Here is a 23,213-nt window from a genome sequence, read left to right as displayed (position 1 = left end):
TCCTTTACCATGGCGATACTATTTAGCAAGAATATTAAATTGCGAGGGATATATATGCTGAAAAAGAACAAAAAGGATATGGAAATAAAGAAACAGTTTGCGAAACTATTGGAACAGGCGGGTAAAAAGGCTGGAGGAAAAATTGTAAAGGTAAAGATAAAGTAAGAAGAAAGCGAAGGAATGGCATTCTGACTTTTATTACGAGCCTAGAGTATTTGCTCAGCAAATTGTCCCTTCTACCCGAAAGCGCTCCTGTAAGTTCTTGAGGTTGCATCAAGCAACCGTCAAGCAGGCTCGATGCCTGCTGCTCTAAATCGAGAAAAAACGGATGTTTTTTCTCCATGCGTGAACACCACCAGCTGACGATCCAGCCGGTGTGCCTCCTTTTATTGGTTGTTTCCTTCAGTGCTTTTTCTCAAGGTACTCAGTCACTAGAGGGGGGGCATCCCCCCCTCTACTTGTCCAATTTCTTTTTTCAAAAATACCCCTTTTCTTTTAAGCTAACATATTGACCCGTATGGGAAACAATCAAATGGTCTAAAATCTCAATCCCTATAATTTTCCCTGCTTCCGCCAATCTCTTTGTGACTTCAATGTCTTCCATACTCGGGGTTGGATCACCCGATGGGTGGAAAAGGACATGTTTCTCCTTGGTAAGTTCGGTTATACCTAACTTATCCATTTTTTTTGATTATATTTTAAAATAAAGTTTGATCAAATTGATATTAAAAACTTTGGTAAACGAAAAGAAAGAGCGTGTTTTGAAAAAAGATTGACCAAAACAACGCTCTTAATATATTGAATTGAATGATTCTTTTACAAAATTGTTTGATCATTTTCCATACTTCTTAATGAACTACGCACCCGTTAGTTTAAGTACAAATCTTCACAATCTTGCTAAGCTGCCACTGTTACTTAACTAAGAAAAAACACATTAGTTGGCAATTTTCGGCTTACAGAAATAAGCCTTATAATTGAAATAAATTACATAGGGCATATTAACTTTAAAATGGGAGGTCCTATATGAAAATAAAACGTTTTATTATGATAATGCTTTTAGTTTCTAGTTTCACAATAAGTACTAGCGTATTATATTGAATAAGAAGCTGCATAAAACCCCACTTATAGTTAGGGTATTATAATTAGAAATATAAACCTTCGAAACCTTCCCTTTCTAGTGCAGAATAGGTGGAAGGTTTTGAAGGTTATTTGTGTTTTTTATGCTTACATGTAGTTCATTCATATCGTTAACAGCAGCATAAAAGACTTCCTTTACATCGAAAATATTTTTTCTTTCTAACTCCTCATAAAGCCATGATTCATTTAAATTCCTTGAATATAGGACTTTTTCAAAAATCTCTCCATCAATAACAACTGGTACATCAATTCCCTTATTAAAAACATCCGGTTGTGGTAGAATATGTTCGACGCGTGCAACTTCCTTTTCAGGATACAATTTAACAGATAAATTTCCATTTGCTTCAACTATAGCTATTTCAACATCCTTTACATTAAAAATTTGTTGTTCTCTTAACATCTGTAAAATGGTATCAATCGAATACTGTATTTTTTTCATTTTGTTCACTGAAAATTGTCCTTGATAAATGACCATTGTAGGTTCAAATGTTAACAAACGGCCTATTTTACGATTTTTAATTTTCCAAGTTGCAACTAATTTCTGTAGTAAAGCTATTGCAATAATGGCAATCGCTGTATATATATGATTAATCTTTGGGTCTGCAATATCCGCACCAACTACAGCACCCAAAGTTAAAATGACTAAAAAATCAAACACCGGCAATTCACCTATGGAGCGTTTCCCCATATAAAGTGTTGCAAATAGTGCTAGTGGCAAAATGGTGACAATTCGGCCTAAAACTTTTAATATTTGTAATGCATATTCCATAATATCACCTCATATAGGGAACTTTACAATTTAATATATATCATTAGATAAGAGAGAAAAACGCCCAAAAAAAGGCGTTCAAATTAATCATCCTTATTGATTTTACCGTCGTTCCCCTTATCAATACCAGTAGCGTTATTAAATATTTGTGGAAACAAGTTTAACCCTTGATCCATAGCATTCATTGAATCTGCTTTTTGGCCAATTTTTTTTGACTTTTCTTGTTTTTTCATTTTTTTCGCCTCCTAAAATTAGGATTCGTAGTAAATAAAAAAATATTCCAAAGTAATTTAAATACAGTTCGAATACACTACGCTTAATGAACCAACCTGCCCCGATAGTTGCATAAGAAACTTCTATGGCGGCAATCCTCGCCGCCACCATCTATCACGAAATCCTGCTCATTACCCCAAAATAAAGTCTAACCCACTAACCCCTTGACGATAATGAATGTTAACAATACAACCAGGCTGAACTTTTTTTGGTGGATCTTATTTTAGTATGGTCTCTTTCACTAATGTGTTTTCATACAAAAAAGCTATCTTAGAGATGCGTTGGACATCTAGGGGTGGAGTCAGAATTCAAGTGGTAAGATAGTTCATAGACAGACCTATACTTATTAACATAATTCTTGTTGTGAATGGTTAAATACACCAAACAGATTAGCTGTGATATTAACAATATACACTATAAAAATAAAAAGCGTATATTAATCATTTTTTTGTATAAAAAGACATTCATTTTCTAACCATTCAGCTAAAAAAACATCTTTATAATCAGATATACCTTGAGCTGATAACTGTGTTTTTAACCAAGATTCATCAAAATTTAACTCTTTTAATTCATCCCATAAAACCTTGCCATCGCGGATTATAGTGACAGGAACATAAACAGGTTTTATAGTCATATTGAAATCTTCCTGAGTAGTTTTTTGATACTTTGTCTTTTTTAAAATGCTGATTGAGCCGTTTGCTTCTAAATAACAAAAGGCAACTTCTCGAATAGAAAAGGTTTCACTTTGTCTGAGTAAGCTTTGCAATTGATTGATATTCATCCGATTTTTTTTTAATTCTTCTCGATCAACTATTCCATTTTTAATTAGAGCTGATGGTTTTCCTTCAAATAATCCTCGAAACAATAAATATTTTTGTCCAAGAAATTCAACTATAAATAGTAAAAGCCCCCATAATGTCATGGAGTAAATAATATAAAGAAGACCAATTTGATGGTCAAACAATGCATTTCCCAGTAATTCGCTTAGCACTATAGAAGCAATAAAAGTAAACGGTGTAATCTGATTAATAATTTTTTTTCCAACAATCTTGACGATTATAAAAAGAAGAAAAAAACCAATGATAAGTTCAAAGGTTAAATCCATGAATTTCATATTGTATATACTCCACTCCAATAATATATCCTTTAAGGATCAACACTCCCAATAGCGACAAAATATTACTATTGAAAGCTAATTTCACAGTTTGAATAAACACAAACTGTGAAGTAATGAAGTTCTACTCGAGACGGTCAGGCTGCGAAGGCGAGTGCCCTCCCTCTATTTCCGAAAAGAGATTAGAACTTGATTCCTTTGATTTATTTTTCGATTGTAGTTGTGAAATACTGATATCGTTCTGTGATATAAGATGGGACAGCATTTCGTGAATTTTATCGATATCTTCCTTAGTAGCAAACTTCTTTTTACCGGTGAGGGAATAACCTAATTGACCACTAGGCTCAAGCGTAGCCCAATGAACATCTTCTATATTTTCTATTCCATTTTGTCGCAAACGCATTTCTAGTTTGTCTACTGAAAGACGTAATTTACTTAAATTTTTTTCATTTAATGTACCATTCTCAATAACGACTTTTGAACGACCCGTAAATATTTTTTCGGTAAAGTCCCATTTCATTTGAATAAATTCGATTAACAGTAAAGTAGCTATAAGTATTGATGCAATAACAAAAGTAACCCAAATATTTTTCCCACTTACAGGTTGTATTAAAAGTGTACCGATTGAAATCATAATGACTGTTTGGGAAATTGTCATTTGGGAGATTGATCGTCTACCTGCAAAACGGATTAATAAAACACCGAAAATAATGATTAAAATGGATTTCCATATTAAGCTAATATCCATAAATATCACCGCCCTAATTGTAAGTCATATTAGTATTAGTGTATTTGATTTTTCTATGCGGTTATTGAAATTATCAGTACAGAACAGTACGAATACACTATGCTTGTATAACTATCCTGCCTCGTTAGTTGCATAAAGAAAAAGCTGCCTTAAAGACAGCTCTAACCTTCAGCTAACGCACCCGTTAGTTCATTAACATGTTAGTTTTCTAAATAACGATATAAAGTAGATTTACTGATGCCTGTTTCATTCTTTATATCACTTAACGTATATTTTTTACTTTGGTACATATCAATTGCTCTTTGCACATTTTCATCAGGTTTTCGTGGACGACCTGCAATATTCCCTTTTTGTTTCGCTTCATTAAGTCCCATTTTTGTTTTTTCACTTATTACATTGCTTTGAAATGCAACTAAATGTTGGGCAATAGTAAGAAAGGAATAGCTATTTTTCTTCCTCGTATCAATCTGTTCCGTAAGCGAATGAAGATAGGAACCTTTTGACTCTATTTCCTCCAGTAGCTCCACTAAATGTCGTGTAGAATCAGCAAGCGCAAAAAGATTAGCAACAATAATAACATCGCCTATTTGTAAATCATTTATCATATTTTTTAATTGGATTCTTTTTTTAGGTGAAGAGTGTTCCTCAGTTATAATAATTTCACACTTCGAGTTTTTTAACAGATTCAATTGGTTTTCACAATTTGAATCCTCGTAATATGGTCTCGTATACCCTATTAACATTATATTTTCTCCTAATTGAATATTAATGATCTTTCCATAACATCATACCATTAATTAGTTCTCTCCCAAAAATATAACTTAAATTACAAGTTTTAAAAAGGTTCCATTTTGGGAAGATTGGTGCTACACTCATTTTATTGAATTTCTACTTGGGGTTAATATTCATAAATAAATATTAGGGTGTGAGAAAATTTGATTAACAAAATGAAAAAAGAATGGTTTTCAAATGTTAAGGGAGACGTACTGGCAGGAATTGTTGTCGCATTAGCCTTAATTCCAGAAGCAATTGCTTTTTCAATTATTGCAGGGGTAGATCCAATGGTCGGTTTATATGCGTCCTTTTGTATAGCCGTCATTATCGCTTTTGTTGGTGGGCGACCTGGAATGATTTCTGCTGCAACTGGAGCGATGGCTTTACTTATGGTTCCTTTAGTAAAAGAACACGGGTTGAACTACTTACTCGCAGCTACTATTTTAACAGGGGTTATCCAAGTTATCTTTGGTGTTTTTAAAGTAGCAAAATTAATGAAGTTCATTCCGAGGGCTGTTATGATCGGCTTTGTAAATGCATTAGCCATCTTAATCTTTATGGCTCAAGTACCTCATTTCTTAGGTATTTCAAATATGACGTACGTTTTTGTGGCAATAACTTTAGTCATTGTTTATGTATTGCCGAGATTTATTAAATCCATTCCAGCCCCATTGATTGCGATCATTGCTTTAACAGTTGTTGCAATTTATGCCAACTTGGACTTGCGGACCGTTGGAGATTTAGGTGCTATTACAAGGTCATTACCTGAATTCTTTATTCCAAATGTACCTTTTACATTTGAAACAGTAGCGATCGTTTTCCCTTATTCATTAGCTTTAGCTATCGTAGGTTTATTAGAAACACTTCTCACATCATCAATTGTTGATGATATGACGAATACAGATAGTAATAAAAACAGAGAGGCTAGAGGACAAGGAATCGCTAATATCATTACGGGTTTCTTTGGTGGAATGGCTGGATGTGCGATGATTGGCCAATCCGTTATTAACGTAAAATCAGGTGGACGTGGAAGGCTATCTACCCTTATTGCTGGTTTGTTCTTAATGTTTTTAATTATTGTATTAGGCGATTTAGTTGTACAAATTCCAATGCCTGTTTTAGTAGGTATTATGATAATGGTATCCATTGGCACGTTTGATTGGTCTTCTTTTTCATATTTACGAAAAGCACCAAAAAGTGATGCTGCTGTTATGCTTGTAACTGTAATTATTGTTGTATCAACCCACGACTTATCAAAAGGTGTCATTGCTGGGGTTATCCTAAGTGCTATTTTCTTTGTTGCTAAAATATCACGAATAAAAGTGGCTAAAGAAGAGCACAAAAACGGATTATTATTTAATGTAGAAGGTCAATTGTTTTTTGCTTCTGTTGAAGGGTTTGTCAATTCATTTGATTTTACTGTCGAAAACCGTAACGTAGTAATAGATTTTTCAAATTCTCATATTTGGGACGATTCAGCCGTTGGAGCAATCGATAAGGTCGTCATAAAATACCGTGAACAAAATAACAGCGTTACAATTAAAGGACTAGATTCTGCTAGTAAAAAGATTGTAGATAAATTAGCCATCTATAATAATAATTCCAATAAAAAAATGCCCGCACACTAATTTATTTTCAGAGGTGAAATAATGTATAAGAAAATATTATTAGCATTAGATGGTTCAGAAAATTCAATGCGAGCAACAAAAGAAGCTATAAAAATTGCTTCATTGTCCAGTGAATGCCAGATAGAAGCTGTTTTTGTGGTAGATATCTCAAAATCCAAAAAAGACATCCTTCATTCTTCTGGGAAAGAAGAATTAGAGCTTTCTCGAAGAATGAAACTCCTACCTGCTGAAGAACAATTAAAATTAAATAATATATCCTATGGTATAAAAATGCTGTACGGTGAACCAGGGCCTTCCATCGTGGATTATGCAAATAAAGAACAATTTGATTTAGTTATCATAGGTAGCAGAGGATTAAATTCACTTCAAGAAATGGTATTAGGTAGTGTGAGCCATAAGGTGGTTAAACGTGTTAAATGTCCTGTCCTTGTAGTGAAATAATATCTAAGAGCCATAGTAAAAAAAAAGTTCGACCAAATAGGTCGGACTTTTTTTCACTCTAATCTATTCTTATTGAGCTATCCTGCCCCGTTAGTGCCATAAGAAAAAGGCTGCCTTAAGACAGCTCAGATCTTTAACTAATGCACATGTTAGTTGAAGTAATTTTTAATTTCTTTCGTATTTGTCACAACTAATATCTTATTTTTGTATATCCCAAATTTATTATAGAAATTTGGTTTCCCTACTTCTTCAAAGTATCTATTCCACTTAAACATTTTAAAAAATATATTTTATGTGGGTTTATAGTTTGACCTTTCTAATCCAATCTTTTGTAAGATAAATCTTTTTATTATTCGATAGGTTCTCACTGAATAATTTGTATCTAAGAAAATAATTAATTCCGCATTACGAAAACTATTAGACACCCATTCTTCATTATGAACCCCCTCTACAATCCATGTTTCAGAATGAATAATAGTATTAAAATGTTCTTCTCGTTCTTCTTCAGTTCTTCTAATATCTCCAGATTCATACCTTTTCCAAATAACATTATCTAATTCAGTGGGATATTTAACTTAGAGGATAACTCTCTTGCTAAGGTTGTTTTTCCACTACCAACTGAACCTATAATATGTATTTTATTTGGAATTTTTTTCAATAAGACCACCACCGTCATTAGAGTTCTCTGTATATCAAATTTATTCTATTTATTTATTGGAATGTCCTCTTCCAACTTTCAGTACCTACCCCGTTAGTTGTACGAAGACACAAAGATAAGTACATTGGGGACGTGAATTTGAGTACATAGAGTTTTTAAGCCACTCAAAACCGCACCAATTCAATCTCTAAACTGTTTTGAGATACAAAATCGAGTACATTATAAACAATACAGTCATACAAATTTTATCTGTAAACAAAAAGGGGAAGGCAATATCTATACCCTCCCCTTTTTCGAACAACATATATTTTTAATCTTCTTGATTACTTTATAAAAAGAGTTTTGTGATCCTTAATGAACTACGCACCCGTTAGTTCATTAAGGTTTTTTATTTATGATTCTCGACTATATTTAAGTGGAATTAGTTCACCAATTTTAGTTTTCTGTAACTCGCCATCTATATCTAAAACAACAAAACAATCTGGTGAATAATCGGAGATTAATTCCCTACACATCCCACACGGACTAACTACTCTTAACTCTCTATTTTTTTCATCTGAATAAGGATGTCTAACGGCAACAATTGTATCAAAGTATTTTTCTCCGTTTGAAATTGCATTTCCAATCGCGATAGCTTCAGCACATACTGTAATCCGTCCAATGTATGCTTCTATATGTACCGCAGAAACAATATTTCCCGACTTTGTTTTTAACGCTGCTCCCACATGATGCCTATCATCTTCATAGAGGTGAGTAATTTTACTTTTAGCTTCATCAATTAATTTAAAATCATTTTCTGTTAAAGGATAAGTTTTCATAATTTTTTCCTCAATTTTTCTTATTTGTTTACCCACTTATATTTTAATTTTTTTATTTAAAGTATCTCTATATTCTAACTTAAGAAGTGTTTTTTTTTATGAAAAATTTAAGATATCATCATTTTTTTACCAAAAATCCTTATTGAACTAACCTGCCCCGATAGTTGCATAAAGAAAAAACTGCCTTAAAGACAGCTCCTATCTTCAGCTAACGCACATGTAGTTCAACAAGGATATTTATTTACCTAATTGTTGATTAAAGATATTTACTGAATAGAAACTTTTATTAACTAGACTATTTCCTATTTGTTTTATAACACCTGCATCACGAAGTTCTTCATTATCAAAGTTCACGAGGTCAGACATATTTACCCATTTACAGTCTATAATTTCATCTTCTTTAATATCTAATGATCCTCCAGTAACTTCTCCAGTAAAATGAAAAAGAACAACTTGATTACCAGCACTACTGATAAAGTTATAAATACCAGTAGTGGTAGTAAGTTCCACATCAAACCCTGTTTCCTCTTTTACTTCCCTTCGGGCTGCATAGAGAATGTCTTCACCAGACTCAATTCGTCCACTAGGAAAATTCCACTTATTCATTGCACTGGGTTTATTTTCTTTTATCATTAAAACTTCTCCATCTTTGAATATTGATACACTAACTACTAAAACAATCCCATTTTGAGCCATTCTTTTCTCCTCAGCATTAATATTTAAATACTCCTCACTACTTTTTCTCTTCTAAATAAACATTTTCCTTGTTGAACTATCCTGCCCCGTTAGTTCCATAAGAAAGAGAGCTGCCTAAGCAACTCCCTTATTGAAGTAAAGTACCCGTTAGTCCTAACATAACTCCTTACTTAACAATCTGGCCGATTGCTAAATAAGAAAAAATCCTACATTATCAAGAAACAACATATAAAACGGGTTATACTGCTCAATCATTACTGATTTCCCCATTAACTAGATCACCTCTTAATTAAAAGTTAAGTCCCATTTTCCTTAATAAAATCACGTTCAGATCTTATTTGTTCTTCTAAAAGATAATCCTCTAGCTTCCCATATCTTGAAGCTTGTGTTAATGATAGGCCAAACCCTTCGACGAGTATTTGTGGTCCAAAATTGCTTGCTATCATACTAAAACAAGTAATTCTTAGAGACTTAGGTGTAAAACCACAAAAACCCTTTACCTTTCTTGCAATGAAGGTGCTATTGATTGGACGATCCTGGTATACCTCTGATGAACTCGAACCTAAAATTAAAAAAGACTTATTCTGTACATTTCTAATGTTCGATCTTTGTTTAATGTATTCATTTATTACTATTAGTTCATCATTAGATAAATAAACAGGGGATCTCTCATTAAGGTAAATTGCCTTCAAATCAACCTTTATGTCACTTATTTTTATGTTTCTAATATGTGAAGAAGATAACCCATGATAAAAACATAGGGTTGTCAATAAACACTCTAAGGGTTGTTCATAGAGGCGACTTTTTATTACTTTAGCCACTCTTACTTGCTCATCAAAGGTTAAAGGCTCGATAGTTGGAGGAAGCTCCCTAGATTTTATATCCAAGATAGGTATATGGGTTATTTGTCTTTTTCTTTTGGCTAACTTGAAGAGAACTAATAAATCTTTCCTCACAATCTCACGATGCTTAGGTGTTAAAGTTAATAGAAATTCATGTATATCTTCTTGTTGAACATTATCCCAAGATTCTATATGTTTACAGTTGATTTGTAACCATCGGACTAATCTTATAAATATTTCTACATCTGCCTTTACTGTTAAAAGGGATAATGGATTCCTCGCATTAAACTTTACTTGCCTATTCCTAAGCTCCATTCTTTCGTTGAAATATATCTCCAATAGACGCATAAATCCTTTTGGGACTTGCTTTAAAAGCTCTCTAATGCCCTTAAGAATTCCCTCATCTGCGTTAAAGCTTAAATAGCCTTCCTTAATTAAAAAATTAAATAGACTTGATTTAACTCCCTTTGAATTAGGAATTTTTTCTAATGTAGATACCAGCCAGCCTTCATTAATATCAGAAGGTCTTAAAAGCTCATTTTCAGCTGCTTGTAAAACCTGTAACACCTTACTAGTGTGCCTACGAATTGTTGATACACCAATACCTAGTTCTTTGAAATATAGAACATAGTTTTTAAATATTGTTGCACTCCATGTTTTTGTGAAATTCTCTTTAAGAAAATCTTCAGTTTGGATTCTCTCTACACGAGCTTTATCAAAACAATTTTGACAGACGGTTGTTTTTTTATTAATTTGTGACGGATTTAGTTTTCTCCCACAGGATACGCAAGTAAAATTGTTCATTATTCTCCTAAATTGGTGGAAGCTTGTCTTCAGAAATGGATTCATTAACCGCCTTTGCCAACTTATTATTCATTGGCCTTTCAAGTTTTTTCACAGGTGTAGGAGTATGTTTCCATAAATCATTTGGAGTACACTCTAGTGCAGTACACAGTGCATCCATTGTTTGCGTCTTTACTTGCTTTGGCTCACCAGTTAATAATGCGCTAATTGAAGGTGGAGATAGTTTATAACCTGCTTTATCCTCCAATAGCCTACCCAACTCAGCACCAGACCATATTCCACTATCAGCCATGACTTTTCTTAATCTCCATTCAATCGCCAATTCATTCACCCTTTTTATTAAAGTTTAATAATTGATTTTGCCACTTTTCCTGAGCCATCCTCACTCTTTTCTCCAAATGATCTGAACCAGGATTAGAGTAGTTAAATGTCGTTGCGACATCGGCATGACCTAACAGTTCCTTTAGTGTTAATAAGTCCACACCAAGTTCTGTCTGACGAGTTGCGAATGAATGACGTAATTGATGAGGACTAAAAATCTCTTCCTTAGTAAAACCCATCTTTTCTTGCCTTCTCGCTAAATTCTTTCGAGCTGTGTGTTTATTTAACCTTAATCCACCTTCCGATAAAAATAAAGGTCCCACAGTCTCGGTAGTGAAAAGAGGTCTAACCCTTTCTAAGTACCATCTCAGAAGTATATCTACATCATCTAACATCGGTACCCATCTTCGCTTATATCCTGACCCCTTAGATCCTTTTCCAAAACGAACATGCATTTTACCTTTTTCACCTAAGTCGAACCTACAGTCTTTTACATCCATCATAATTATTTCGTGTGTTCTTAAACCTGTTAATTCTAACATCCTAAAAAGGGTATAGTCTCTCGCAACAGTGGAGTATTTTCTAGCTGTTTTCATTTCCTCCTTCATACCATTCCAAAATCTAGCAAGCAATTCAGGTTTTGGAGGTATTACCTGACCATTATGATCATCTTTTCTATGATAGTAACGGTTAAATTTATCTAATAAGTTAGGAACTTGTACTTTATACCTCTCCCATATTTCATGACCATGCCTTGTCTTTAAATACTCTAGAAATGTAGAAATAGTGGATTGATATTTTCTTCTAGTCGAATATGCTAGTCCTCTTCCGACCAATCCTAAATAAAACTTATCTGCATCGGACATTGTAACTTCCCATATGAACTTATTTGATACATCTAAGAATTCCTTCAAGCATTTTGTTCCAAGAGCTATGGTATGCTCCGTATATCCTAGAACACGCTGTTGCTGTTCCCATAACCCCATTAACTTTGCTTGGTATTCTCTCGATTCTTCATATGTAGGATAGTATATTTCTTGTTTATTGCTGATTACAGATAAAAAAGGTTGCTTCCCCATTTAATAACCTCACATCTTAGGCATTACCTAATAATTTTAGTTAACACCTAATATATCAGAAGATTAATAAAAAAGAAACATATCCTTTCTCCGGTGCTGATGGCTGACAATAAGAGAAGCCGCGTTGTTTAAAATGGCGCATTTCAGCACATCTCTAGGATGGACGACACTCGCATTCAGGCTTCCCACGTGGGCCCGATGAAGCCCTACAACATGATTTTTCGTATTGAGCATCATGACAAGAAACACTTCCCTGTCCTCGTTTGCGATTTGCGCGGCGGCTAATTCTCGGGCATCTTCTGGTTTACGTATTTGAAAAGCCGCAAACGGTTCGACCGTTTCCCTGATTTCCTGCTTGATTCTGACCACTTCAAAAATTGGGGTTAATTCCATTTCCAAAACTCCTTTTCATTTTATTTTTAATTTGTTGCCTTGTGGTTTTTCTCTGGTGGGCTTTTCTTTCCTATTTTCATTTGCCTTGCGAAGCGAATTAGTTCCCCAAAGGGGGATTATTTTTCCCCTTTGACATGTAGAACGAAAAACACGCATAGGCAATCGGTCAAGGGATTAAGTACAAAAAGTTTTTGATGTTGCGATAGCGCCCTTAATCAAAAAGTTTTTTGCCCCTTGATTGATGGACTGGCCGCCTTAGCTTCCAGCCGGAAAGGTTCGGGTGTCCTACCGGCTGGGAGGTTAGCCGGCCTGCGCTGTTTTACGATTCGGAAGGCAAAGGGAAAAAACAATAAAAAAAGCAGCCGGCCGGCTGCTATCCTTGTGACCTGTTATTCTATTAATCCTTTAACCCCTTATTCTTACGGTTTCCGGCTCGTTCGGTATGGCGTTGTAGAAACGCTCTATTTATGGTCAACAAAACAAAATAAACTCATCGTTCAAGTCGGAAAATTATGAAAATGTTTATTCCATCATTTTTCTCATATTCTGTATCTCTAGATTAATCTTCCGTATTTGCTTGTCAATTTCATCAATTTGAAGCTCAGTAGCTCCTTGTTTTCTTTTTTCCAACAGCTCTTCTCGTAATCTTTTTAAAAATACCACCCTACCTAACAACCCCATCTTAAACCCACCTTTGTTTATCATTTTCTTTAACCAAAGAGCACTAATTTTTAAATGTTAAACAAATAAATGTTTATTTCCCCATTTATTTTTCTTTTTTCAAACTAAACACTTCAATAAAATTACTCTCTTTTCTGGGATTTAGACAGACTTAAGTGAAGGATTTTTATAAATATAATTGGTAATTGAAAAAAAATCAAATGACATGTTAGGTTAAATAACATGGTTTTATTATTCATCTTAATCAACTAATATATTTTCTGGTTTAAACCCATACGACGTGTAATTGCTGACTTAGTTTTCTCAATATAAAAATTCCATTTCCCTTCAAATATAAAAATAACTACAGGGGTAATGCCTAATTTTTTCATAGCTTGCTTGGAACATAAAAACGCCTACCCAATGGATAGACGCTTATAATATATATTCAACGAAAGATGGAATGCGTAGCAAACCATTCTTTGTATAGTTTCTAAACTTAACTCTACATTTAATCTTTGGATCCAAGTAAATGAATTTATTGTTTTCATCTACAATAAAATCTTGATATCGATTATAGAACTGCTTCCTTGCTACAGGAGTGACAAATTCCATTATTCCAGCAGGCTTTATTCGGTTATCTACTTTAATCCCCAGCAGCAATCCAAATTCATCTTTTCGTAATCCGGTTATGACTGCATCAGTGTATTGATAATTAATAACCTTTAGCCAATCATGTGATCTTTTGCCAATCTCATATTTTGAATTGGCTTTCTTCTGGACGATTCCTTCAAGTCCCTGCTGCTTTACTAACTCAAAATAAGCTGGGCTGTTCCCATACATCCAACGAACCTTACTAATCATATCGGTATCTTCCACTATCTTATCAAGCAGCTCTTTCCTCTCATATAGAGGTAAATGAGTTACATTTTGGCCATTATAATAAAGTAGGTCAAATACGCAATATTGAATTGTGAGTTCTGATTTCTTGGATTGAAATCTTTCCATCATTGCTTTTATTTATACCACAAAAATACACCGTATTAATAGTAATCATAAATAAGTGTATATAGGGGAATTTCTACGGTGTTTAATCATTATATATATCCAGTGGATATAGTTACCAAAGTAGACAATGATTATCATAATTGATACTATGTGGATTGGTGATGCATATGAAAGTACATGAAATAACAATTAATAAAATTGAGGGTGAAGGGAACCGTTACATATTAGTTGACGGTGGAGGAGAGCCAGTCATTCCAGTAATTAAATACTTGAAGTATATGGATAACATAGGAAGATCAGTTAATACTTTACGATCTTATTGTTATCACTTGAAACTATATTTTGAGTATTTAGTGGAAAATGAATTATCCTACGAGTCCATTTCCATTGAAGATGTAGCTAAATTCATAGGTTGGCTAAGAACTTCTCATAAGTCAGAAAAAATCACTACGATAAGGCCAATTAACTCGGTTCGTTCTGAGAGAACAATCAACACTATATTAACCTGTGTAATGTCCTTCTATGATTTTTTAGACCGGCTGAACATGTATGAGAATGGATTAAAGGAAGCTAGCACAAAAAAGATTTCCTCACGCAATAGAAACTACAAACCATTTTTGCATCATATATCAAAAAATAGATTAATAGACAAAAATATATTAAAGATTAAAGAAACAAAAAGGCAGATAAAGACATTAACACAAGGACAAGTACAAACTATAAATGACAATTGTACTAACGTAAGAGATGAATTATTAATACGAATATTATATGAGGGTGGCTTACGTATAGGGGAAGCGATTGGGCTTGAAATCGAAGATTTTAATATTATAAAAAACACTATTAGAGTTAAAAAGTCAAAGACGGCTGCTGGTGAAAATAGAATCGTTTTTGTAAGCGAAGAAACGATGAATCTATTCCAAGACTACCTAATTGATTACCATGCAAATGAAGTAGACTCTAACCATGTATTCATAAAATTACAAGGTCCTAACAAAGGATACCCACTAAGCCGGAACACCATAGAATCGATGATTAAAAGAATCAGGAAAAAGACGGGAATAGATTTTACCCCTCATATGTTAAGACATACTTTTGCATCGGAACTACATGCGAAAGGTGTAGAAATTTCCGTCATACAAAAGCTATTAGGTCATGCACAGGTCCAGACCACCATTAATACATATGTACATATAAATGAAGATCAACTTCGCGAAAGTTACACTCAAGCAATAAAGAACAGAAACACCAAGAAAGAATAACAGTGAGAGAAGGATTTTATGCATATAGATACTTTTCGATTAGCTAAACAAGTCAGTTACATGATAGAAAATCTAACTGGTTATTGGGCCGAAGATGTATGGAATATAGAACAATGTCCTATCAAGTATTCAGGCCAGATGAAATTTAAGGCGAGAAATATGAATTTTGCAAAAATCAGCAATCCTAACATTCGGAACGAAGTAAAGTTTTATTTTTCAGTAAGACTACAAAATAAAACCTATCGCCATACATCTCTTTGGGACGGATATTATCCTGCCGTTAAAGCATTGGCTAAGTTTATATCTCTAAAATACCCCAATTCAATTTCGATTATCGATATCAACAAGGATAAATTTCTTTTAGAATACCGCACATTTTTAGCTTCGCGAAATTTGCCCATAGTTACTCACGGAAAAAACGCAATTGGTAATAAAGAATACATAAAAGCTTCAATATATATCAATCTCTATAATCAAATATACGAGTTTTTTTCAGATTATTATGATAATAGAACTGAAATTGAAAAAGACCGATGGGATGTCCGCAAATTACCCATTGATTTTAACCAGACTAGAGGTGAGTACACTATTTCTTTCGAAACGGTTGTCACACCGTTTCGAAAATGGGTTAAAAAATACCTGGAGCAACGAATGGTCATACAGCAAAACTTAAGTTTCGCTCGGTCAAGAAGTATACTCCCTCCCCTATCAGCATTTTTTAAATTTATCGCTGTAAGATATCCTGAATGGGATGACTTGAGTTTATTGTCACGTAATGACATCTTGTCTTTTATGGGGCATTTACGGACATTACCACTCAAAGGAAACAGCAAAAATACCATCGAAGAACAAATGAAAAACAGAATTAGAGTATATTTGTACGAAGTGCAAGCCTACGTATCTTATATCCAAAGGCTGGAATGGGATTTTGCACCCAAGAAGCCGATAAATCACTTGATTTTCCCGGAAGATTTTCCAAAGAAAGAACGGTTGAAAGCCGAAGATATCAAGTATATACCTGACGATGTCTGGGAACAGATTCTTGAAAACCTTTCTGAATTAAATGCTCATTATGTCCCAATTCTGTTAGTACTTGAAGCATCTGGGTTCCGTATATCCGACACCCTTTTATTGAAGAAAGACTGTCTAGAAAAGAAAAGTGACGGCTGGTGGTTAGTCGGAGATCAAAGAAAAGTGAACTATACTAATCATAAAATCCCCATCACTGATGATATAGCAGATGTAATACATGCTCAGGTCAAATTAATGGATACTGAATCATCAGATTCAAATCAAAGAGACCTCCTTTTTCCAAATATAGACGGGAGGAGAAAAAGTCTTCCGATTTCGGCAAAAGTGTTTAACGATAACTTGAACAAACTTACCCATCGTTGTCAGATTAGGGACAGTTCAGGAGAAATCTTTCATATAAAAAATCATGCCTTTAGACATAGATATGGAGTGAACATGATTAATAACGGGATGAACATCCTACACTTACAAAAGTTGATGGCTCATGCAAGCCCGGAAATGACATTAATTTATGCACAATTTCATGATAATACATTAAGGGACGAGTGGGAGAAAGCGCGATCTAAAGGGGCTGTGATGCTCTCTCCTAATGGCAACATTATTGAAGCAGATTTAGAAGGTCAGGCAAAAGAAAATGGCTTAGAACTTGAGTGGATACGACATAACATGGACTCTATTAGGTTGGATCATGGTTTTTGTATTAAGAGTCCAAAACTAACCTGTGACTTTTTGGAACAAACGTTGGAACCACCCTGCATAAAAAATAATTGTAGGAGTTTCCATGCGGACCATACATTCTTGAGTTACTACAAAGAGCAAATTTCAAAAATTGAATCTGATATTGAGCTTTACCAAAAATCGAATAGGCTCAGATCCATTGAATTGATACAGCCGAAGTTAAAACGTTATAAGGAAATTGCATCTTCGCTTGAGGCGGGCGATGGTATTTACGGTTTAAGCAAGGATCGTAGGGAGTATATGAAAAAAGAAAGAAATGAGGTTTAAACAACAATGGGCAATCAAAAGCCTGATGTATCTGGACTTATAAATAATGCGAAAGAAAAAAAGGAAAAAACACTAAAAAAAGTCGAACAGTCCATAAAACAAATGATCAAAACTCAACAAAAAATAAATTTCAATTCAGTATCAACACACGCTGGGGTTTCTAAAACCTACCTTTATAAAAGCCCAAATCTTAAAGAAAGGATTGAATATCTTCGTAGCCAACAGGAAGGTATATTGAGCATTAAACAAGTCAAAAGAAATGTATCAGAAGAATCTAAAGACGTGATAATTGCTAGTCTACGCAAGAGAGTAAAAGAATTAGAAAAAGAATGTCAGGAACTAAAAGATAAGGTTAAAATCAACTACGGCAAAATTTATAACAATATATAAACGCATCGGTACTGTTACTTGTACAACAAGTATGAGGAATAATCAAAAAAAGGGGGAACCAGTGTGTGAATAATGAATTTAAAAAGGCCATAAATTTACTGAAAAAAAAGGATAAAGAAACTTATCCAACATTTGCTTACTCTGTATTAGATAATTATATTCCTGGACAGGTTTATATGGATGAATTGAAGAAAACAGTTTTAATTGGAACTGATTCAGGTATTTTTGTTGTTGGTGGAGACGAAATGAACAATGGTCTTGACAGCGTATTTTTAGAAATTTATAGAAGCAGAAAAAATGATAAAAAGCGATTCACTTTGTTTTCTCCATCCAAAGAATGGAATCAAGTTATAAATAAGTTGTTTGGAAAAGACTTAAGACAAATGCATAGATATTCTTTTCATTTTAATAAGGATACATATTCAACAATAAATAAAGTAAAAGTTCCTAAAGATTTTATAGTAAAGAGAATAGATGAAAAAATAATTACTGAAAGTCTGGAATTTAATGAATCTTATTATAATGAATATTGGGGTTCAGTATCAAAATTTCTTGAGAATGGTTTTGGTTATTGTTTGCTACATAATGATACCGTTGTAAGTGAGTGTACAGCTATATTTAGTTCATCACAATTTGCTGAAATTGATATTGCAACTCAAAATAAGTATAGAAAAATGGGCTTAGCTCAAAATGTTGCAGAAATATTCATTGAACATTGTATTGAAAGAAATTTGAAACCCAACTGGGATTGTGATGTTAACAATTTTGCATCGATAAAGCTGGCTGAAAGATTAGGATTCGAAAATCCGATAGAATATTCATTATTCGTTAGAAGGTAAAAAGGACTTATTTCTCTAATGGGTGCGTTAGCTTAAGATCAGAGCTGTCTTTTAGGCAGCTTTTTCTTTATGCAACTATCGGGGCAGGATATTTGCATAAAGAAAAAGAAAGTAAAAGAGACTTATAATATAAGGAGCTATATCAATGATAAAAGGTTTATACGAAGCACATTTACCAGTAAGTAATTTAAATCGTTCAATTGTATTTTATGAAGGACTTGGTTTGCAATTTGATCACAAGGTTGATGACAGATTGGCTTTTCTATGGATTGAAAAAGATAAAAGTTGGTTGGGGTTATGGGAAACAGATAAAGTAGAAGTTGAGTATCATCCATCAATAAGACATATTGCTTTTCAAGTAACATTAGACGATTTAAAAAACTCTGTTGTTTGGCTTGAAAATAAAGGTTATAAGCCAAGAGAGGCCTTTGGGTTTGATCCTATTGAGCCTTTTGTAATGCCTCACGAAGAATATGCACATGCTAAAATTCATTTTAATGACCTAGACGGAAACAGTTTAGAATTAATTTGTAAACTAGAAAACCCGAAAAAAATTAAGCAACGTATGTATTTAAGTGAATGGGAACAAATAAACGAAATATAATTTGTATCTGAAATAATATTCACAAAATACTTCAACTAAAATTGCTTTACTTCAATAAGGAAGGTTGCTGAGGTAACCTTTTTCTTATGGCACTAACGGGGCAGGTTAGTTCCATAAGGATTACCTAAATATTAGATCTAATAGTAAAGTTGCGAATGGTGTTATCCATAAAAAAGTTTTTTTTGGACAGAATAAAAAGAAATAGGAATGAAAGAGGATCGGTATTATGGTTTCTTTTTTTAAACAAAAAGGACAAAAAAGCAAGAAGCAAAAGACAGACGAAAAAGATCAATCAATAAGTAAAATAACCCAAAATATTGACAGCTCTATAACAACCAATCTGGATATCGTGAAGCAAAAAACAGGAAGCAGCCCGGATATCATTATCCGAACGTTGAAAATCAGTCAAAATCCTCAAATTAAAACAACTATTTTGTATGTGCAGGGTCTGGTTGATAATCCAAGCGTTACAGACTTTTTAATTGAGTCCATCATGAAAAATCCTCATCTAAAAGAAAAGGTACTTCCACATGAAGCGCTGGAAGTGATCTCTAAAGATGTGGTTTCACTCGGCGGTGTAGAAACCGTCATGGACTGGGAAAAATTATTTTTGTCATTATTATCAGGTGATAGCATCATTTTTATTGATGGCATAAACATAGCCCTGGTTGCCAGTACAAAAGGGGGAGAAAGGCGTTCCGTTCAGGAACCAAGCACAAATTCGGTGGTCCGCGGGTCAAGAGAAGGATTTACGGAATCGAATGCAACAAACATAGCCCTGGTACGCCGCATCATTAACAGTCCGGATTTATGGATAGAGTCGATGAAAATAGGCACTGTGACAAATACGGATGTTTCCATTATGTATATAAATGGGATTGCAAAAAAAGGAATAGTCGAAGAGGTCAAAGAGCGCTTAAAAGGAATAAATATCGATAGTATTCTTGAATCAGGATATATTGAACAATTGATAGAAGATCAGGTCATGACCCCATTCCCTACCCTTGATCATACAGAAAGACCTGATAAGGTCGCTGGAGGTCTCCTTGAAGGAAGGGTAGCCATATTTGTTAACGGAACGCCTTTTGTCTTGTTGGTGCCTGCGTTATTTATTCAGTTCTTTCAATCTGTCGAGGACTACTATGCTCGCTTTGATATAGCCTCATCTATACGTTTTTTACGTATTTCTATTTTTTTATTTCGCTAATTGCCCCGGCTGCCTTTGTAGCAGCTACAACCTATCATCAGGAAATGGTTCCAACAGATCTGCTCATCATTCTTGCAGCGCAACGGGATCCCGTTCCTTTTCCGGCAGTTATCGAAGTATTCATTATGGAAATAACATTTGAAATCTTACGAGAAGCAAGCCTACGGATGCCCAAAGCCATTGGGGCGACTATGTCCATTGTTGGTGCTCTGGTGATTGGGCAGGCGGTAGTTCAGGCTGGACTTGTATCACCGGCAGCGGTCATCATCGTATCGATCACGGCCATTGCAAGTTTTGCGACCCCTGCCTATTCCATCGCAATTTCTGCTCGCTTGCTGCGGTTCGTATTTATCATTTGCGCAGGTACAATGGGTTTTTATGGTTTGATTTTAGCTTTGTTTGTCGTCGTAGTTCATTTATGTAGCCTACGTTCATTCGGAGTTCCTTATATGTCACCACTAGCTCCACTTAACCCGGAAGGACTAGGCGATACATTCTTCAGGAGACCAATGTGGGCGTATAAAGACAGACCCAAATTTTTAAGCTCCAATAATAATTTGAAAAGGGAAGGCGATAATCAAAGGCCACTGCCTCCTAAATCACGTGGAATGAAGACTTCTAACATGAAGAAGGGTGACGGCACTGAATCGTGACATGCTTTTACAAAACGGGTGAGTTAGCTGAAGATCAGAGCTGTCTTTAAAGCAGCCTTTTCTTATGTATGGAACCATCGGGGAAGGATAGTTTCACAAGCACAGTGTATTCGGACTGTGACTTGAATTTTTTCATTGTCTGAATAATAACAAATTAAAATAGGAATAATAAAAATTCTGCAATTTATTAGAAGTCTTATGTTTAATGAAAATTTTTCAATTTTATCAGCTGTTTATTGATATTATGAGAGGTGCTAAACCTGTTTTTAGTTAAAATAATTTCACTTTACATACTTATATTTCACTTTATTACTGCATCTATTTATATCTTTCGTTACTTTTCCCTTTAAGGGGAACTCGAGGTGATATTAATGTATGATACATGGGTTTATAAAAATTTCATCAATACAGGGTACTTCGTGATCGTAGTGATTGTCGTATGGATAGTACTATTCGTTCTCTTTATTAATTTTGTAACTAAAAAAGAATAATTCGTTATTTCATGGACTCCTATCTGCACAGTTTGTGTCTACTGTGTATTAACATAACATTAAAAAGGGATCATGTTTATCGCTCTGATAAATCCATGATCCTTTTGTACGTTGTATGGTGCAAATTAAAGAATAAAATCAAGCAATATTAAACATAAAATATACCACATATTAGGCTTCTCTAAGGCTTGATACAGGGCTTTGGAGTTCCCGGGAAAAAAAGCTTAACATTACTATGCCACCGAACTGGATTTACTATTCAAACAGTTGTCAGAACACACGAAAATCCCCGCAAGATTAGGCAATATCATTGGGGGGCTTCGTGAAAATAAAAAACTATGAGTGGACTATATCCTATGCCCATAGTGAAAAATGTGTTACTCACTATACACAAAAAAATAGGCCCCATACAGAATTAACTGCAGGAGGATGATGGATTCCATAAAGGACACTGTATCTATATATTCCCGGATAACAGAAAATATGTCCCTACTACAGAGAGTTAATGATTGGTTTTCTCTAAAAATACTAACCGGGTCCCTTGGGACGAACAGTTTAGGTGTATCAAAAAATATGCCACCGAACCCAATTTATTATTCAAAAGCTCCGCAAGATTAGGGGGCTTCGTTTCATACTTTTCCAATGCAAAAAAATGTGATGAGAAAATTCCAACAAATCTTCCGGTATTGTTTTTTGTTTTTCTATTTCCAGCATCTCCGTCAAAACCTCCCCTTTAGTGATCACCTTTATAAACCACAATTTTAGACTTTGATCGATGACTATCCTGGGACTAGTCATTCACCTAATTATTCTAATACTCTGACATCAACAGTTCCCAAATTATAAGATACCCTCAAAAGAACTAACTATTAAACGTAATGTTTTGAGGGTAAAGATAACAAAAGTGGAGGCGAATTGTCTTGGCTATAATAGATATTGACCAATTGCTTTTAGCTACTGAAGAAATTGGCGAAGAGTCAATTCCATTCCATCTCGATACATTTGACATTGATGAATTATTAGATAAAACGGATAACTGGGAAAAAAGCATCCCCTCAAAAAGGAGGATAAACATGACAACAAAAGAAAACAGATATCAAGATCTTCCTGAAGAATGGATTGAATTAGTAAAAAAAGCAATGAAATCAAATATAACTAAAGAGGAATTTAAGAAATTTTTAGAAGAAAAATTAAGAGTCAATAAAGACTAACTATTTTTAAATTCTCTCGAATAATCAGAACAGTTTTTATATGTGGCCCCAATATTAAAAAAAGGAGACTGCAACATTTGGAGAAGCGATATAAGATCTTTATAATGGCCTAATTGGTGCTATGGTCGATTGTTTTTAATTAACCATACTCATGTTTTGTATGGAAAGTTAGAAAAACGAAAACCCCCTATCCAAAAGGACAGGGGGTTTTCGGGGTAAATTAAGTGTTTTATTCAGATTTTTGGGCTGAAAATGCACTTTGCACTTGGCTTACTGCTGTTTGAGCTTGCGCAATCTCATTAAAAGCTTGTTTGATTGCTTCTTGAGCTAAAGTTGGGTCTGAAGATGATTTCTCA

At 34.2% G+C, this 23,213-nt stretch carries 23 protein-coding genes and 3 pseudogenes; 10 read left to right on the top strand and 16 right to left on the bottom strand.

Annotated features, from left to right (window positions below):
• Positions 1–34: 34 nt before the first annotated feature.
• The 7 genes and pseudogenes from ADA55_RS29350 to ADA55_RS12130 form a co-directional block, all read right to left on the bottom strand.
• Positions 35–343 carry a hypothetical protein gene (locus ADA55_RS29350; RefSeq protein WP_142398528.1) on the bottom strand — a complete coding sequence of 103 codons (309 nt, stop codon included), beginning with the start codon at positions 341–343 and terminating at the stop codon, positions 35–37.
• A 132-nt stretch (positions 344–475) separates the two neighbouring features.
• Positions 476–631: pseudogene (locus tag ADA55_RS28470) on the bottom strand (JAB domain-containing protein); the annotation flags it as partial.
• A 543-nt stretch (positions 632–1,174) separates the two neighbouring features.
• A complete protein-coding gene (locus tag ADA55_RS12145) occupies positions 1,175–1,906 on the bottom strand; it encodes a DUF421 domain-containing protein (protein WP_048684135.1) in 732 nt (243 codons plus the stop codon).
• A gap of 83 nt (positions 1,907–1,989) precedes the next feature.
• A complete protein-coding gene (locus ADA55_RS30030; RefSeq protein ID WP_176702861.1) occupies positions 1,990–2,139 on the bottom strand; it encodes a hypothetical protein in 150 nt (49 codons plus the stop codon).
• 476 nt (positions 2,140–2,615) lie between these two features.
• On the bottom strand, positions 2,616–3,293 hold the full coding sequence (locus ADA55_RS12140) for a DUF421 domain-containing protein (protein WP_048684132.1): 678 nt from the start codon (positions 3,291–3,293) through the stop codon (positions 2,616–2,618).
• A gap of 124 nt (positions 3,294–3,417) precedes the next feature.
• The gene (locus ADA55_RS12135; RefSeq protein WP_048684129.1) at positions 3,418–4,041 is read right to left on the bottom strand and encodes a DUF421 domain-containing protein; all 624 of its coding nucleotides are present in this window, start codon (positions 4,039–4,041) and stop codon (positions 3,418–3,420) included.
• 200 nt (positions 4,042–4,241) lie between these two features.
• Positions 4,242–4,784: a recombinase family protein gene (locus tag ADA55_RS12130; RefSeq protein WP_048684127.1), complete on the bottom strand. Its 543-nt coding sequence runs from the start codon at positions 4,782–4,784 to the stop codon at positions 4,242–4,244.
• 204 nt (positions 4,785–4,988) lie between these two features.
• On the opposite strand from ADA55_RS12130, the gene ADA55_RS12125 reads away from it, so the two are divergent.
• Positions 4,989–6,443 carry a SulP family inorganic anion transporter gene (locus ADA55_RS12125; RefSeq protein ID WP_048684168.1) on the top strand — a complete coding sequence of 485 codons (1,455 nt, stop codon included), beginning with the start codon at positions 4,989–4,991 and terminating at the stop codon, positions 6,441–6,443.
• Positions 6,444–6,464: 21 nt separating this feature from the next.
• Positions 6,465–6,884, top strand: a complete 420-nt coding sequence (locus ADA55_RS12120) for a universal stress protein (RefSeq protein ID WP_048684123.1) — start codon at positions 6,465–6,467, stop codon at positions 6,882–6,884.
• Positions 6,885–7,033: 149 nt separating this feature from the next.
• Here the strand turns inward: ADA55_RS12120 and ADA55_RS30500 are convergent.
• The 9 genes and pseudogenes from ADA55_RS30500 to ADA55_RS12080 all read right to left on the bottom strand — a co-directional run bounded on the left by ADA55_RS30500 (position 7,034) and on the right by ADA55_RS12080 (position 14,166).
• Positions 7,034–7,560, bottom strand: a pseudogene (locus tag ADA55_RS30500) (AAA family ATPase).
• Positions 7,561–7,934: 374 nt separating this feature from the next.
• Positions 7,935–8,360 (bottom strand): cytidine deaminase, encoded by a 426-nt coding sequence (locus ADA55_RS12115; protein WP_048684121.1) that lies wholly within the window; start codon positions 8,358–8,360, stop codon positions 7,935–7,937.
• 237 nt (positions 8,361–8,597) lie between these two features.
• Positions 8,598–9,056: an NUDIX hydrolase gene (locus ADA55_RS12110; RefSeq protein WP_048684119.1), complete on the bottom strand. Its 459-nt coding sequence runs from the start codon at positions 9,054–9,056 to the stop codon at positions 8,598–8,600.
• 296 nt (positions 9,057–9,352) lie between these two features.
• Positions 9,353–10,702 carry a site-specific integrase gene (locus ADA55_RS12105; RefSeq protein WP_048684116.1) on the bottom strand — a complete coding sequence of 450 codons (1,350 nt, stop codon included), beginning with the start codon at positions 10,700–10,702 and terminating at the stop codon, positions 9,353–9,355.
• Between the two features lie 7 nt (positions 10,703–10,709).
• Complete coding sequence (locus ADA55_RS12100; RefSeq protein ID WP_081088781.1) at positions 10,710–10,994, bottom strand: helix-turn-helix domain-containing protein; 285 nt, start codon at positions 10,992–10,994, stop codon at positions 10,710–10,712.
• A gap of 31 nt (positions 10,995–11,025) precedes the next feature.
• Positions 11,026–12,102: a tyrosine-type recombinase/integrase gene (locus ADA55_RS12095; RefSeq protein WP_048684109.1), complete on the bottom strand. Its 1,077-nt coding sequence runs from the start codon at positions 12,100–12,102 to the stop codon at positions 11,026–11,028.
• Between the two features lie 63 nt (positions 12,103–12,165).
• The gene (locus ADA55_RS12090; protein ID WP_048684106.1) at positions 12,166–12,495 is read right to left on the bottom strand and encodes a JAB domain-containing protein; all 330 of its coding nucleotides are present in this window, start codon (positions 12,493–12,495) and stop codon (positions 12,166–12,168) included.
• A 522-nt stretch (positions 12,496–13,017) separates the two neighbouring features.
• Complete coding sequence (locus ADA55_RS29345) at positions 13,018–13,176, bottom strand: hypothetical protein (protein WP_153246122.1); 159 nt, start codon at positions 13,174–13,176, stop codon at positions 13,018–13,020.
• A 414-nt stretch (positions 13,177–13,590) separates the two neighbouring features.
• Positions 13,591–14,166 (bottom strand): hypothetical protein, encoded by a 576-nt coding sequence (locus tag ADA55_RS12080; protein WP_048684100.1) that lies wholly within the window; start codon positions 14,164–14,166, stop codon positions 13,591–13,593.
• A gap of 164 nt (positions 14,167–14,330) precedes the next feature.
• Here ADA55_RS12080 and ADA55_RS12075 point away from each other — a divergent pair, with 164 nt between their 5' ends.
• From ADA55_RS12075 to ADA55_RS30495, 8 genes and pseudogenes are all read left to right on the top strand, one after another.
• Entirely contained in the window at positions 14,331–15,425 is a 1,095-nt protein-coding gene (locus ADA55_RS12075; RefSeq protein ID WP_048683863.1) for a tyrosine-type recombinase/integrase, read from the top strand.
• A gap of 18 nt (positions 15,426–15,443) precedes the next feature.
• Positions 15,444–17,462 (top strand): tyrosine-type recombinase/integrase, encoded by a 2,019-nt coding sequence (locus ADA55_RS12070; protein ID WP_048683853.1) that lies wholly within the window; start codon positions 15,444–15,446, stop codon positions 17,460–17,462.
• 6 nt (positions 17,463–17,468) lie between these two features.
• Positions 17,469–17,852, top strand: a complete 384-nt coding sequence (locus ADA55_RS12065) for a DUF6262 family protein (protein WP_048683850.1) — start codon at positions 17,469–17,471, stop codon at positions 17,850–17,852.
• Positions 17,853–17,917: 65 nt separating this feature from the next.
• Positions 17,918–18,691 (top strand): GNAT family N-acetyltransferase, encoded by a 774-nt coding sequence (locus ADA55_RS12060; RefSeq protein ID WP_065421144.1) that lies wholly within the window; start codon positions 17,918–17,920, stop codon positions 18,689–18,691.
• Positions 18,692–18,836: 145 nt separating this feature from the next.
• On the top strand, positions 18,837–19,295 hold the full coding sequence (locus ADA55_RS12055; RefSeq protein ID WP_048683846.1) for a VOC family protein: 459 nt from the start codon (positions 18,837–18,839) through the stop codon (positions 19,293–19,295).
• Positions 19,296–19,521: 226 nt separating this feature from the next.
• A pseudogene (locus tag ADA55_RS12050) lies at positions 19,522–21,155 on the top strand (spore germination protein).
• 362 nt (positions 21,156–21,517) lie between these two features.
• Positions 21,518–21,646 carry a hypothetical protein gene (locus ADA55_RS30995; RefSeq protein ID WP_264371002.1) on the top strand — a complete coding sequence of 43 codons (129 nt, stop codon included), beginning with the start codon at positions 21,518–21,520 and terminating at the stop codon, positions 21,644–21,646.
• Between the two features lie 920 nt (positions 21,647–22,566).
• Positions 22,567–22,857 carry an anti-repressor SinI family protein gene (locus tag ADA55_RS30495; protein ID WP_048683842.1) on the top strand — a complete coding sequence of 97 codons (291 nt, stop codon included), beginning with the start codon at positions 22,567–22,569 and terminating at the stop codon, positions 22,855–22,857.
• Positions 22,858–23,213 lie beyond the last annotated feature (356 nt).

The organism is Bacillus sp. 220_BSPC (genome assembly GCF_001054655.1).
In the GTDB taxonomy this organism is placed as follows: domain Bacteria; phylum Bacillota; class Bacilli; order Bacillales; family DSM-1321; genus Peribacillus; species Peribacillus frigoritolerans.
The sequence above is the reverse complement of the archived record's forward strand: the minus strand, read 5'-3'. Positions and strand labels throughout refer to the sequence as shown.